Origin of the sequence: Candidatus Hydrogenedens sp. (assembly GCA_035378955.1) — a bacterium.
In the GTDB taxonomy this organism is placed as follows: domain Bacteria; phylum Hydrogenedentota; class Hydrogenedentia; order Hydrogenedentales; family Hydrogenedentaceae; genus Hydrogenedens.
The window spans coordinates 46,520-59,634 of sequence record DAOSUS010000013.1 but is presented as its reverse complement, the minus strand read 5'-3'; the positions used below and the strand labels follow the sequence as shown (position 1 = coordinate 59,634).

Below are 13,115 nucleotides of genomic sequence, written 5' to 3'. Positions count from 1 at the left end.
ATGTCCAGGAACAGGCAGGTAGTCTTTTAGACTATGTAGAAAAGAAAACAGATGAATTGCCTGTTAAAGAAGAGGATACAAAAAACAAAACCAGTTGGTTAGGTTCGGGTTTCCATGTATTTACACCTGCTTACGCAGAAACATTGGCGACAGTTTCTCCATTAGCAAAAGAAATCGCCGACCGTATGCGGGAACGCTTTGAACAAATAGAGCAATTAAAAAATCAAGGATGTCTTGCAGAAAATAATAGGGGGTATTTGGAATTGAAAGAGTGCGATGCATTGAAAGAAGCAGAAAAGAAAAACGAGATTCAACGACTACTATCTGATGAGAATAAAGACAGAAAATCTTTATATAAGGAAATTGCCAATTTAAACAAAAATATTCCGGATATGTCTATTTCTAAAGTAGAATCCATCTATGCATTAGAACGCATTCAAAGAGCAAAGCCTGGACAAACAGTTCAATTACCCGATGGGAATGATGACTTCCAAAAAATTAAAAATAGTGCTTTAGGTCAAAAATTGGGAGATAAATGTGTACCGGGAGCATGGATAACAATTCCCTAAAAAAACAAAACACCCCACACTTCTATTCTTACCCTTCTTCAAAGATGTAGTTATTTATACTTTTTCGTCAAAGAATAAGCCTTGCACTTTCTGCCAGCGTGATAGGAATTTTAACCATTCCTCTGGTGGTATTTGACGGATAACCTGATTTTGAGAATTCAAAATCTGAATAACAATCCGTTTATTTTCTTCATCAACCTTCAAACGCGTACTTGTAATAGGAAGTTCTAATTTCTTTAGAATTTCTTTTCGTTCTGTTGTAATTTGCCCAACGGTCTCTTGTTGCAATTCGGCTCTTTGTTCCGCCTCGCCGTCGGGAGCAGTTTTTTCAAAAACGACATCTTGATTTTCTGTTCCCGAACCTTTCGAAGAAGGAATGCGAGGCGGAGCCGGTAACGGGGTTTCCCCGCGTATAGCCATAGGAAGATCCGCAGTATTTTGAAATTCAACAATATGCGACATACCCATAGTGCTCCGCCTCCTCTACTTTATCTCAACAATGCTAATGCTGTCTGGGGAACAATATTGGCTTGTGCAAGCACAGAGGTCCCCGCATTCACCAGAATTTGATTGCGAGTAAACCGGATGGTTTCCTGAGCAACATCTGCATCGCGAATAGCACTTTCAGAAGATGCTGCATTTTCTTCTTGAATGGCAAGAGTATTAATAGTAAACTCTAACCGATTCTGATAAGCCCCTAATTTGCTTCGGAGCGTATTTACACTCTTCAATGCATCATCTACCTTTGTGATAGCCGCAGCAGCCGAATCGGCATAAGCCAGAGTAATCCCGCTTATACCTAAAACGCTGGCATTGGCTGCATCAATAGAAACTGTCAAAGTTTGTCCTTGATTAGGTCCCGCTTGAAGGACAACACTATTGGTAGCACTCAATATCCGCAAGCTATTGAACTCTGTATCATTCGCAATCTTATCAATTTGCGAAATCAACTCCTGGGCTTCTGTGTTCAATGCACTGCGATTGTTGCTACTTAGAGTTCCATTGGAAGCCTGAACTGCAAGTTCACGAATTCTTTGTAATATATTTGTGGTTTCGCTTAATGCCCCTTCTGCTGTCTGCACCAGACTGATACCATCCTGAGCATTGCGCTGAGCCACGCTCGTCCCGCGAACTTGAGCCCGAAAACTTTCTGCAATGGCAAGTCCTGCAGCATCATCCGCAGCACGATTAATACGCAGACCACTACTTAACCTTTCCAGACTTTTATTAAGGTCAAGAGTGGACTTTCGTAAAACTCGTGCTGTATTCAGCGCCGGGATGTTTGTGTTTATTCGAAGTCCCATAGTTCTTACCTCCTTGAGTGTTTAACACTTATCCAGAATTCCTTTTCTTTTAATTATCAGATATGCTTTTGGGGCTTTCACGCCATCCCCTCAAAAGTTCATACTGATAATATATGTTCAAGATGGAGGCAGGGGATTAGCCCTGCCTCCGGGAGTAACTTTACCTCAACAACTGTAATGCTGTTTGGGGAACAACATTCGCTTGTGCTAATACGGATGTTCCAGCGTTCAGTAAAATTTGGTTCCGGGTAAAGCGTATCGTCACCTGGGCTATATCTGCATCACGAATAGCGCTTTCTGATGCGGAGGCATTCTCCTGCTGAATCGCAAGGGTATTTATCGTAAACTCTAAACGATTTTGATAAGCACCCAATCTGGCCCGCAGGGTATTTACAGTGCCTAAAGCCGCATCAATTACACTAATTGCGGAAGCGGCTAATACAGCGGAAACAACACTTACTAAACTGACACCCAGTGCTGCTGCCGTTGCCGAAGCCATACTCAAAGCAAGGGTTTGCCCGGAATAAACTCCAGCCTGAATCTGAATAGCACTGGTTGTGTTTAAAACGGCTATGCCATTAAACTCTGTATCTGTGGCAATTGCATTAATTTGCTGAATTAATTGATTAATTTCACCTTGTATTGCCAACCGATTATTATCGCTTTGTGTGCCGTTTGCCGCTTGAACAGCCAGTTCACGCATTCGTTGCAGAATGTTTGTCGTTTCACTTAATGCGCCTTCTGCTGTCTGAACAAGGCTAATGCCATCTTGCGCATTCCGCTGAGCTACACCGGTTCCCAATACTTGAGAACGAAACGCCTCAGCGATAGCAAGTCCTGCAGCATCATCCGCAGCACGATTGATACGCAAACCACTGGATAACTGTTCCAGCGTTTTGTTTAAATCTCCTGTCGTTCTACGGAGTACGCGGCTTGCATTGATGGCCGGTATGTTTGTGTTAATCCTTAAACCCATAACTAAATTCCTCCATGAGTTATAGTTATTCCATCCATGTACTTTTTGTCCAATAATAATTCAAATTTAATCAAACTTAATGTTTTCCACAAATTATCTTAATAACTGTAACGCTGTTTGTGGAACGACATTAGCTTGGGCTAATACAGAAGTTCCTGCATTTACAAGTATCTGGTTCCGGGTAAACCGAATGGTTACCTGAGCAATATCCGCATCGCGAATAGCACTTTCAGACGCTGCCGAGTTTTCTTGCTGTATTGCTAAGGTATTAATAGTAAACTCCATACGGTTCTGATAAGCACCCAGCGTTGCCCGTAAGGTATTTACGGATTTCAAAGCATTATCAACTAGTGTAATAGCCGATTCTGCAAGAGCACGAGAGGACACCGCTAAATTGTTCACACTCAGTATCGCTGCTGTGGCTCCACTGATAGTTAGACTTAGCGTTTGTCCTTGTAAATACCCTGCCTGCATCACAACGGATTGAGCACCGGTTAGAACTTTGATACCATTGAACTCTGTGTCTGTTGCAATTTTATCAATTTGACCGACAAGTTGATCCACTTCGGTCTGAATTGCTGCACGATTCGTATCACTTTGTGTTCCATTGGCTGCCTGTACGGCTAGTTCACGAATCCGTTGAAGGATGTTTGTCGTTTCGCTCAACGCACCTTCTGCAGTTTGAACCAAACTTATACCATCCTGAACATTGCGTTGGGCAACTTGTGTTCCACGAACTTGAGCTCGGAAATTTTCTGCAATAGCCAGTCCCGCTGCATCATCCGCAGCACGATTAATTCTTAAGCCACTGGACAATTGCTCTAAAGTTTTGTTTAAATCCAGTGTGCTACGCCGTAACACACGAGCAGCGTTTAACGCTGATACATTGGTGTTAATACGAAGTCCCATAGTTATTCCTCCTTGAGTTACTTATTTTTTTTGGGCTTTCCCTGCCCATAATTGGTTCATTGTTACACACCTTTTACTGTTTAAGTTTTGTTATCTTAACAGTTGCAATGCCGTCTGCGGAACAACATTCGATTGGGCAAGTACAGAGGTACCCGCATTCACCAATATCTGGTTGCGGGTAAACCGTATTGTCTCCTGTGCAATGTCTGCATCGCGAATAGCACTTTCCGATGAAGCGGAATTTTCTTCCTGAATCGCCAGTGTATTAATTGTAAATTCAAGACGATTCTGATAAGCACCCAGAGTAGCGCGGAGCGAATTAACACTCTTTAATGCGTTATCTACTAATGACAATGCAGAAACTGCACCCGCCATTGTAGATACATTTACTGAATTAATAGAAAGATCGTTTGTCTTCGCACCCGTAACAGTTATTGCCAATACCTGACCACTGAAGGCACCAACTTGCAAGATAACGGACTGGGTAGCACTCAGTACATAAATCCCATTAAATTCCGTATTAGTAGCAATCTTGTCAATTTGCTCTAATAATTGTTGTACTTCTGTGTTAATAGCTGCACGGTTAGTATCGCTCTGAGTGCCATTTGCTGCCTGCACTGCTAATTCGCGTATCCGTTGCAATATGTTCGTGGTTTCGCTTAATGCACCTTCTGCGGTCTGAACCAGACTAATACCGTCCTGAGCATTCCGCTGTGCCACATTAGAACCACGAACAATAGAACGAAACGCTTCCGCAATTGCAAGACCTGCCGCATCATCGGCTGCACGGTTGATTCTTAACCCGCTCGAAAGCCGTTCTAAGGTTTTGTTCAAATCCAGCGTTGAACGCCGTAAAACTCGTGCCGCATTTAGCGACGGAATATTGGTGTTAATTCTAAGACCCATAACAAATTCCTCCATGAGTTAATGTTATTTTTGCGTCCTTGCTTTTGTGTTGTTTCGATTGTCCCTTAATCAAAACAACAAATATGCTTCGGTTTTTTGTCGCGTCCCTACGACATACCTTAGCATTTATATTCAATTTTGTTTACTACTCTGGTCCGAACTGACATTCCTTGGTGTCACCTCCTTTCGATGTCTTCGGACACCCTTTTGTTTTCCATATTCAACTGTGTCTTTTACCGCTTTACATCTATTTTATCGGCAACTTTAGAAAAAACTTTAGAAAAATTTTAAAAAATTTTATTTTTTTTGCCATAATATAAGTAAATTCTGTTATTCAAGGGCTAAATTCCATAAATTCAATTATTAAGATTTTTATAATTTTTTAACAAAATACAAGCCGTTTTTAAAAATTCTTTTGAATGATTTGGCTTTAAAAAATATACCTTAGGTAGAATAGGATTGCTATTAATCTACTGTTTATTGTGTGTATTTAATTTTGCCTTCTCCCTGATTGAATAACATCTAAAGGTAATTTTTTGCGATATTGGTCTATGTAAAGTCCAATTTTCTCAAAAGGAATAGGCTCAAATTCAAAATTTTGAGTTTTCAAAAATTCTGAATTTGTTGTAAAATCTCCGAACTCTATTTTGGGGAATAATTGGGGTTCTTTTATTTCTAAATTATTTTCATATATAAAATTAGAGGGTTTTCGCAACACAATTTGCCCACAATTCCAGAAGATATTTTTCTGTGCAGAGTTTTTGTTATTGTCTTCCAAAAGATTTTTTAAATCCGGATAACGGGTTAAATACAATTCTTTATCTATTGCTGGATTATCAAGGGCATCTTTTACAAAATTAAGCCAACGTTCCCGTGTCCAAGGACTACAACTAATTCCAATTCGGCAATTGGCAAAAATACAGTTCTCAACAAGATTATCTTTGCCTCCGTGTATCTGAACACCTCCGAAATTACCTGCTGAACTATGATAGAAAATATTCCCGTAGATATGAACGCCGCTAATGGCATCATCTAAACGAATACCTGCTTGACCACAGGCGAGTTGTTCGGTTCCTTCTCGCCAACTTCCAATATGGTGCCAGTAATTATAACGGAATACTAATCCTCGATAGGTTGGATTTCCCCACATATCGGCTCCACCCTGGTCATCTGATTCTAATAAGACATTAAATACTTCGTTAAATTCAATAATGGAATCATTCACATCTGTTCTGAAAGCACTACTGGGTATATGATGAACTAAATTGTGGGAGATTTTATGTCCTACACCATTCATATACACTGCTGGATTATAAGTGTGGTCAATACGCGCCAGGTTCGAAAAGTAGCAATTATCAACAATAAAACCACTGGGTGTTAATGTTTTACGGTCTCCACCATTCATATATATTCCCCCTTTCCCTAAGTAATGAAAATCGCAGGACTGAACACGATGACCTTTCCCCATATTAATAGTTAAACCATAACCTGCTGATTCTCGAAAACTACAACCTAATATTTGAATGGCTTCTCCATCGAATATCTGCACCAGATTACTTGCTCCTAAACGGAAATGAACTCGCTCAAAAGAAATATATTCCGCTTTATCAAAAATAACCATAGGTTTGTCAAATAAGGATAATTCCACAATAGCACCATCCAGAGAAGTAGGTGGATAGAAATACAATAAGAGATGTTCTCTGTCTATACACCACTCTCCGGGTTGGTCTAATCCACATAATAAATTGATTGCATAATATCGGGCTCCTTCTCGATAGCCATACGCAGAACCCGGACCTGCTAATTGCACCTCTCCCTTTTCTTTATCAACAGAAATTACCGTCTCATACGAATCTGCCCAATCGTAATACCAATAACCATAAAGTAAAATATTGGTTTCTTTTGACCATTCTGCCAAGTTGCACCCATCTAACTTTAATCGGACATTTTTCATTAAATAAGCATTTGGATTTTCCGGCTCTACTTTTTCACCTTGAACAGCCGCTACCTTCAAAAAACCTTCATTAGGAAAGCGAGATAAAGTCATTGGTAATTTATTGAAAAACAGTTCGGGGCAAGGGCATGTATTATAGTTGTTATAACTTCTATCTTTTGAACGCACTTTTGCACTCCCAAAACCTGCCAGTTCTAAAGGAGGCAATTCTTTTATTCCATATTTTTTTAAATCAATAACATAAATTTTATCTTTTACTTCTGCATGAAGTCGTTCCGAACCTGTTTCGTTTTCTACCTTTTTAAATCCTTCCAATCGAATACCACCGTTAAAAGATACATACACATTTTCTTCCCCGCGGTAAATAATTGGTGCTTGGGGTGTTCCACTATCTTCCTTTGTGAAAACAAGTGTATCATTTAATTTATATTCTCCTTCTTTGAGTATAACCTCTATACCTCCATCAGGAAGTCCTTTTGTCTGTTTTATAGAGCGTATATAATCTCTAACTTGTAGTAAGGAAGTAAAAGGAGAAAGATTTGTTCCATTCCCTTGTTGCCCTTCCTGCGGGGAGACATATATAGTCATCGAGGCACCTTCTGCAAATGGGACAAGAAGAAATAAAAACATGAAACTCATTAAACTAATACTTTTTTTGCTTATATTCATAGTTTTCTCCTTTGTTAAATAAAGATTTAATTAATCTATTTCATTTCAATTTAATCTATATTAGTTTATCGCTATCTTTCATCTCTAATTATTGGGAAGATATTCGACATATTTTTTAAAACTATTCCAATAAAGATTAAAACAAATCGTGTAATACATCGCTGGTATCAATACAAGGCAAAAGTATGTATGAGGGATGAGATTTATCATGATAAATCTGTTGGGTGGCATTTAGTGTTTGGGTATGTTGACGGAAAGGCTCACCTGTATTGGGATTGGGTTCATAGCGCGGATTACTTGCAGAAATAATAGTTATTCGTATTCGATGTTCCGGTGCAAGAACTAATGCCGTATCCCAAAGGTCAATTTCGTATTCATATATTTTCCCGGGTTCAATAAATTTTTCCTCACGAATATTTTCCCGATAGCGTGCTTTGACCATACCCTCATTCATTAACATAGACCTGCCATCGGGATAAACATCACAAAACCGCACTCCGAAATCGGTATCTTTTACATTCGTAGAAGCATATAGATGGACTTTTATAGGACCTATTAGGGTTAAGTGTTTTTTTAAGGGTGGTGATGTGAAAATAAGCAAATCGTTTCTTTGTTCAATTTCTCTTTGGTCATGAGGACCTGACGGCGGAATAAGATTGTTTCCTCCTTTTGATGGAGTTGGGTCAAGTGGGTCATAGATATAGGAGGAGAAATTGCCCTCTTCAGTTGGTGTTTTCAATGAGAGGTTTCCTCCTGAAATTAAAAACATTTTAACAGGATTAGAACTCCAGGGCAGGTTATTATAAAATTGGTAAGTATTCCCTATTTCTCCCGGATTTTGACCATCTCCGATGATATACATTCCTACCGCAGATTTATTATACAAACCATTATCTATCTCTTTTAGCCAATAGTTAAACCATTCTTGCATACTTCCCACTTTCTCATCAAGATTTGTTTTATTACGGTCTTCGAGGACAAGTTCTCCGGAGTTTGCCGCATGAGATAGTGGGTGCATAATCAATTTGCATTTTCCGAATGTCGGAGAGTTTGTGTTCATGTTCAATAGTCTGAAAAATTCAGTGGAACTACGCTGAAATAAATCGAACCATCCGCCAACAATAAATACAGGGACATTTATCTGTCCTGCTCGTTCTCGAGCATTACGTCTTTCCCAAAATTCATCATACGAAGGGTGTTTTATAATCTCCGGGAGATATTCTTTTGCTGGTCCCCATTCTTCGATGGTATTTTTTCGATAACAACCATTGGGAAATATGGTTTCATAAAAATTGTCTGAACCGGCTACTAAATACGCACACTGCACACCTTCGGGACGGGAGGCTAATAGCAATTGGGCAGATATGGCAGAAGCAGAAAAACCCATCAAACCAATTTTACCATTGCACCATTTTTGCTGTTTTATCCACTCTACGGTATCTATTCCATCTTGCTTACCGGGACCTCCCCAACTATCACTACCAAATACTTCCCATTTCCCTTCTGACCCTACCGTTCCCCGTAAATTTTGAACCAAAACAGCATAACCACTATCAACAAGATGTCGGTGCATTTTAATTATTTCTTTGCGATTATAAGGAGTTCGTTCTAATAAAACAGGGAAGGAACCCACAAGGTCTGGAAGCCATAATTCTGCTTTAAGTTTTATCCCATCACTCATGGGAATTTCTATAGAACGCTCTGTAGAAAAAATATCACAAGAAAGAAACAACAAAAGAAGGAACGATAAAACAATTATTTTCTTGACTATTTTCATGTTATTTTCCTTTTTGTTTTATGTTATTACATACCCATTCTGTTAATTTCTTTCGAGATATTTTTATTCCTTTTTCCTCAAATTCCGAAGGGAAAGGCAAATAACACTTGGGTATTTTTATACCGGATATTCGCTCTTGGAGATATTCATTCAAAGCCTTTTCCTTATTGTCCTCGGAAAAGTCGACAAAAGCAACAGGAACATATCCATATTCCTCATCTTTCTTAGGAACAACCATAACTTTATCCACAAAGCCACTGGACATAATTTGATTTTCAATCTCTTCTGGCTGGATATTTTCACCCCCACATATAAAAACATTATCCTTCCTACCTAATATTTGAAGGTAACCATCCGAAGTCCATTTTCCTATATCCTGAGTAACAAACCAACCTTCCTCATCAAACGGTTGTTCCACTGTATTTTCTCGCAAATATCCCTGAAATCTACATGGACCGCGAACGAAAATATCCCCATCTTTACCTATTTTTACTGTATCAGGGACAAGAGGTTTTCCACTGGTTAATAAATGAGATAAAGTATCATCTGGGCATGTTGTTGTTACTTGCGAAGACATTTCCGATAAACCATAAGTTGTATATAGAGGCAAACCCATATCATAACATCTACGAACTATCCCTTCGGGGATGGGGCCTCCTCCTAATAATATACCTTGTATCCTTTTCCTTAAAAAATAATTCTCTTTATCCAGTAATCTTTTCATAATTGTGCTAACCACGGAAATATGGGTTACCTCAGGCGGCAAATCCATTTCCCACCAACGGATATTTTCAGACGGGATATAAATACTACCTCCACTTTCTATTGAACGAAATAAAACAGATAAGCCCGAAACATGAAACAAAGGTAACGACAAAAGCCAAACATCCCCTGGCTGAAAAATAAGATTTCTATTACTGTAATAGGCATTGTTTAATAAATTGCTCCCTGTCAAAACAACTTTCTTAGGGGCAGCAGAACTCCCTGAAGTCATTATGATAAATATACACTCCTCTCCTATTTGGAGCTTATCTAAGGCACCCGATATTCTCAACTGTTTTACTTCTTCAATTTTTCTATACGATACAACAGGAACAGGAGATGCTGTATATTTAGAGGCATAATTATCATCACAAAGAAGAGCTAATGGTTGGGTTTCTTGTATATATCTATAAATTAATGACGATGGTTCAAAGGGTGAAAATAGAATTATTTTGGGATTTAGTCTCATCAAAGCACAGATAAGTATCAAAGTTTCTGGTGAAGGAACAGATACAAGACCTATGCGTTTACCTTCAAAAACTGACAAACTCTTAATATATCTATCCGATTTTTCCCATACCTCTCCAAAACGAATAACCCCTTCACAAGTTTGAACAAGAGGATATTTTGAATATTCTCGAAAATAATTCTTTAATGTATTAGTGAACACAGTTATTTTTTAAAGAGTAATTTAAAGAGTCAATAAATTTTATGTCTTTACCATTGGACAACAATATTTACAGTCTTTTCATTGGGACTGGCTTTATATTCAAAACGCAAGTCCTTAAATGGGTCATAGGGATAAGGTTTTGTATTTACAACTACCTGTCTTGCTACATCACTTCGAGGAATAAAAATAACCGTCGGAGCAACATTTCCATCTGGTTTATAACTAAGTTTAAATAAGTTTCCCTTGGTATACCATGTTGGGTTTTTCCCCGCAATTCTTTGAGGATAGGTTTGGATTAATTTGCCCAATACAGGCTTGGAATTTCCTTCACTATCTAATATTCCATAAGGGTTCACCGTATCTCGATCAAAAGAATTATATACCCAGCCTAAATGATACTGGTCCATAAGTAAGAACCAATCATCTAAGAACCTCATTGCTTCTGCAGGATTTAGTGCTACACCAAAATCGGTTATTAGCATAGGAATTCCCCATCGGCGGGACTCGCGGACTCTTTGAGAAATGGTAGTTGACATAATCCAGTTATTTGTTTTTCCATAAGTACTGTTTTCGTTTTCATAGAAGGGGTCAAAGTAACGGACGGCATATACGGCGAACCCTGTTGGCTGGAATTGCAATCCTGTTGGCATAACAACACTGGAAATTAACATAGGCTGGAAGTAAAGTGTTGTTTTAAAGTTATTGTCAATTTTCATCTTCTCTATACGCTTATAGAAATCTGTAAGTATGGTTGCTTCAAAACCAGGTCCTATATGGGGCCAAGGTTCATCAAATACCTCAATCCCTATCAGATGAGGAAGTTTATCTACATTAGAAAGGACATATTTAACCATATCTATATAACTATTTTTTAATAAATCACTCCGCCAGAAATAATCAAAACAACTCATTACAGGTTTTGTAAAATAATTCTTATAAGGAGGCGAAACTGGAGTAACTGGATATCCGCCATCATGTACAGCCCAGTCAGGAAAACCACTACCCCCAAAACGCCGATGAAATAGGTCTTGATGAATACATAGAAGAACATCAATTCCTAATTCCTCCAACCATTTTAATCGTTCAAGGGTATCTTGCATATATTTATCGTTGTATTTACCTGAAACAGGTTCTATTGCCTCCCAAAAAATTAAATATCGAACTAAATTAAATCCCCATTCTTTTAATCGTGCAAAATCTTCCTTTTTTTGCCATGGCAGAAAATCTTCTGCACTTTTTGCAGAGTTAGAAACAGTAATCCCATGATAAATAATAATTCGCCCAAACTCATCTAATAAGTATGGAGGTCTTAGAATTGCTGTGGCTTCTTTTTTGTCCGATTGTGCATAGGAAAAGAAAGAGACAACACATATCAGAAATAAAAAGAACACAACAGAATTGATACGGGGCTTTTTTGAAAAATATTTTTTCATTTTAATTTATCCCTTTAATTTTAGAGAAAAACATTTCTAATTCTAATAAATTATAAAATTCTAATGCATTTCTCTACTTTACAACAACAGGTAAATTAGTTTATAATAACAATTCTCGTGGGGTCGTAGCTCAGTTGGGAGAGCGCATGACTGGCAGTCATGAGGTCGGGAGTTCGATCCTCCTCGACTCCACCATTGTTTTTTTTATGCCTATTCATGTCTTAACTGAGTTGGGGTTATGTGTTTTTCTTTATAAGGGAACCCTTTTTCAAATTCATCCAGTTCCTGTTTATCTATCTTAAAAACAGGTGATTCATAATATCTCCCTTCAATACTTTTAATTTATATTTTTATTATTCCCCATTGGCAGACAAAACTTTTGTTCCTTTTTTAAGTAGCCAAATATTTCGGAAATATACAAAGAGAGTTGTCAATAAACCTATAGCATATAACCATTCTTTCTGAAATGAATAGGAAATAATTTGTAAGAACGAAGCCAGAAGACTAAGATACCAGAATATGGGAGGAATGACACTCTGTTTTTTTACCTCTGTAGTCAACCATTGAATTAAGAAACGAAAAGCAAAGAGTATTTGCCCCATTAATCCAAGAAAAATCCAGAAACTATACCGAACTGCATGGGGTTTTGCCATCTCACGAACATGAAAAAACTTCTGATAGAAAACATAACAAACGACAACTGTTGATACAATAAAAGCGAGTAGAACAAGTCCATGTGTAAGATAATAACGAAAAGGAGTAAGTTTATTTTGTTTACGCCAGATATGAATTAAATTGCGAGCATATACCAGTAAATTAAAACCGTAACTAACTACACCTACAGGAGAAAGAATATAAACTCCATATCCCAATAGTAAGATGGAACCCACAGAACTCATATACCAGAATATGATGGGAATAACACTACGCCCCAACTTTTCAGACCATATCCACTGTATATAAAATCGTCCAAAAAAAATGACAGCACCTATAACACCCACCGTTTGCCAGATAAAGTTCCAATCAGAAAAATCTATCATATAACAACACCTTAGAAAATAATTGCTAAACTATAAGAAAAAAAACAGGGGAAAATATGTGTGTATTCTAAATGAAAATCAACAAAGTATTAAAACTTGTATGACAAATCCGTAAATTATTTCTACAAAAAATCATAGGAAGATGT

General features: G+C 38.0%; 11 protein-coding genes and 1 tRNA gene. 2 read left to right on the top strand and 10 right to left on the bottom strand.

Features of this window, described 5'->3' with window-relative positions; genetic code table 11:
• Window positions 1-569: DUF1318 domain-containing protein (locus PLA12_04695; GenBank protein HOQ31795.1), on the top strand; the 569-nt coding region annotated here is incomplete at its 5' end.
• Window positions 570-623: 54 nt separating this feature from the next.
• Here PLA12_04695 and PLA12_04690 read toward each other — a convergent pair.
• The 9 genes from PLA12_04690 to PLA12_04650 form a co-directional block, all read right to left on the bottom strand.
• Window positions 624-1,031 carry a flagellar protein FlaG gene (locus tag PLA12_04690; protein HOQ31794.1) on the bottom strand — a complete coding sequence of 136 codons (408 nt, stop codon included), beginning with the start codon at window positions 1,029-1,031 and terminating at the stop codon, window positions 624-626.
• 26 nt (window positions 1,032-1,057) lie between these two features.
• Window positions 1,058-1,873, bottom strand: coding sequence for a flagellin (locus PLA12_04685; protein ID HOQ31793.1), 816 nt, complete (start codon window positions 1,871-1,873; stop codon window positions 1,058-1,060).
• A 160-nt stretch (window positions 1,874-2,033) separates the two neighbouring features.
• Window positions 2,034-2,849: a flagellin gene (locus PLA12_04680; GenBank protein ID HOQ31792.1), complete on the bottom strand. Its 816-nt coding sequence runs from the start codon at window positions 2,847-2,849 to the stop codon at window positions 2,034-2,036.
• Window positions 2,850-2,942: 93 nt separating this feature from the next.
• Entirely contained in the window at window positions 2,943-3,758 is an 816-nt protein-coding gene (locus PLA12_04675) for a flagellin (GenBank protein HOQ31791.1), read from the bottom strand.
• 90 nt (window positions 3,759-3,848) lie between these two features.
• A complete protein-coding gene (locus PLA12_04670) occupies window positions 3,849-4,664 on the bottom strand; it encodes a flagellin (protein HOQ31790.1) in 816 nt (271 codons plus the stop codon).
• A gap of 490 nt (window positions 4,665-5,154) precedes the next feature.
• Entirely contained in the window at window positions 5,155-7,287 is a 2,133-nt protein-coding gene (locus PLA12_04665) for a right-handed parallel beta-helix repeat-containing protein (GenBank protein HOQ31789.1), read from the bottom strand.
• 136 nt (window positions 7,288-7,423) lie between these two features.
• Window positions 7,424-9,064: a CocE/NonD family hydrolase gene (locus tag PLA12_04660; protein ID HOQ31788.1), complete on the bottom strand. Its 1,641-nt coding sequence runs from the start codon at window positions 9,062-9,064 to the stop codon at window positions 7,424-7,426.
• Window position 9,065: 1 nt separating this feature from the next.
• Window positions 9,066-10,496: an o-succinylbenzoate--CoA ligase gene (menE, locus tag PLA12_04655; protein ID HOQ31787.1), complete on the bottom strand. Its 1,431-nt coding sequence runs from the start codon at window positions 10,494-10,496 to the stop codon at window positions 9,066-9,068.
• Between the two features lie 47 nt (window positions 10,497-10,543).
• Window positions 10,544-11,929, bottom strand: coding sequence for a cellulase family glycosylhydrolase (locus PLA12_04650; protein HOQ31786.1), 1,386 nt, complete (start codon window positions 11,927-11,929; stop codon window positions 10,544-10,546).
• A 119-nt stretch (window positions 11,930-12,048) separates the two neighbouring features.
• On the opposite strand from PLA12_04650, the gene PLA12_04645 reads away from it, so the two are divergent.
• A tRNA-Ala gene (locus PLA12_04645) sits at window positions 12,049-12,124 on the top strand.
• 158 nt (window positions 12,125-12,282) lie between these two features.
• Here PLA12_04645 and PLA12_04640 read toward each other — a convergent pair.
• A complete protein-coding gene (locus tag PLA12_04640; GenBank protein HOQ31785.1) occupies window positions 12,283-12,969 on the bottom strand; it encodes a lipid-A-disaccharide synthase N-terminal domain-containing protein in 687 nt (228 codons plus the stop codon).
• Window positions 12,970-13,115 lie beyond the last annotated feature (146 nt).

Bases quoted from the DNA above. Each gene is read 5' to 3' on its own strand.
- PLA12_04660 (HOQ31788.1), bottom strand. From the start codon at position 9,064: ATGAAAATAGTCAAGAAAATAATTGTTTTATCGTTCCTTCTTTTGTTG.
- PLA12_04685 (HOQ31793.1), bottom strand. From the start codon at position 1,873: ATGGGACTTCGAATAAACACAAACATCCCGGCGCTGAATACAGCACGA.
- PLA12_04675 (HOQ31791.1), bottom strand. From the start codon at position 3,758: ATGGGACTTCGTATTAACACCAATGTATCAGCGTTAAACGCTGCTCGT.
- PLA12_04680 (HOQ31792.1), bottom strand. From the start codon at position 2,849: ATGGGTTTAAGGATTAACACAAACATACCGGCCATCAATGCAAGCCGC.
- PLA12_04650 (HOQ31786.1), bottom strand. From the start codon at position 11,929: ATGAAAAAATATTTTTCAAAAAAGCCCCGTATCAATTCTGTTGTGTTC.
- PLA12_04690 (HOQ31794.1), bottom strand. From the start codon at position 1,031: ATGTCGCATATTGTTGAATTTCAAAATACTGCGGATCTTCCTATGGCT.
- PLA12_04640 (HOQ31785.1), bottom strand. From the start codon at position 12,969: ATGATAGATTTTTCTGATTGGAACTTTATCTGGCAAACGGTGGGTGTT.
- PLA12_04670 (HOQ31790.1), bottom strand. From the start codon at position 4,664: ATGGGTCTTAGAATTAACACCAATATTCCGTCGCTAAATGCGGCACGA.
- PLA12_04665 (HOQ31789.1), bottom strand. From the start codon at position 7,287: ATGAATATAAGCAAAAAAAGTATTAGTTTAATGAGTTTCATGTTTTTA.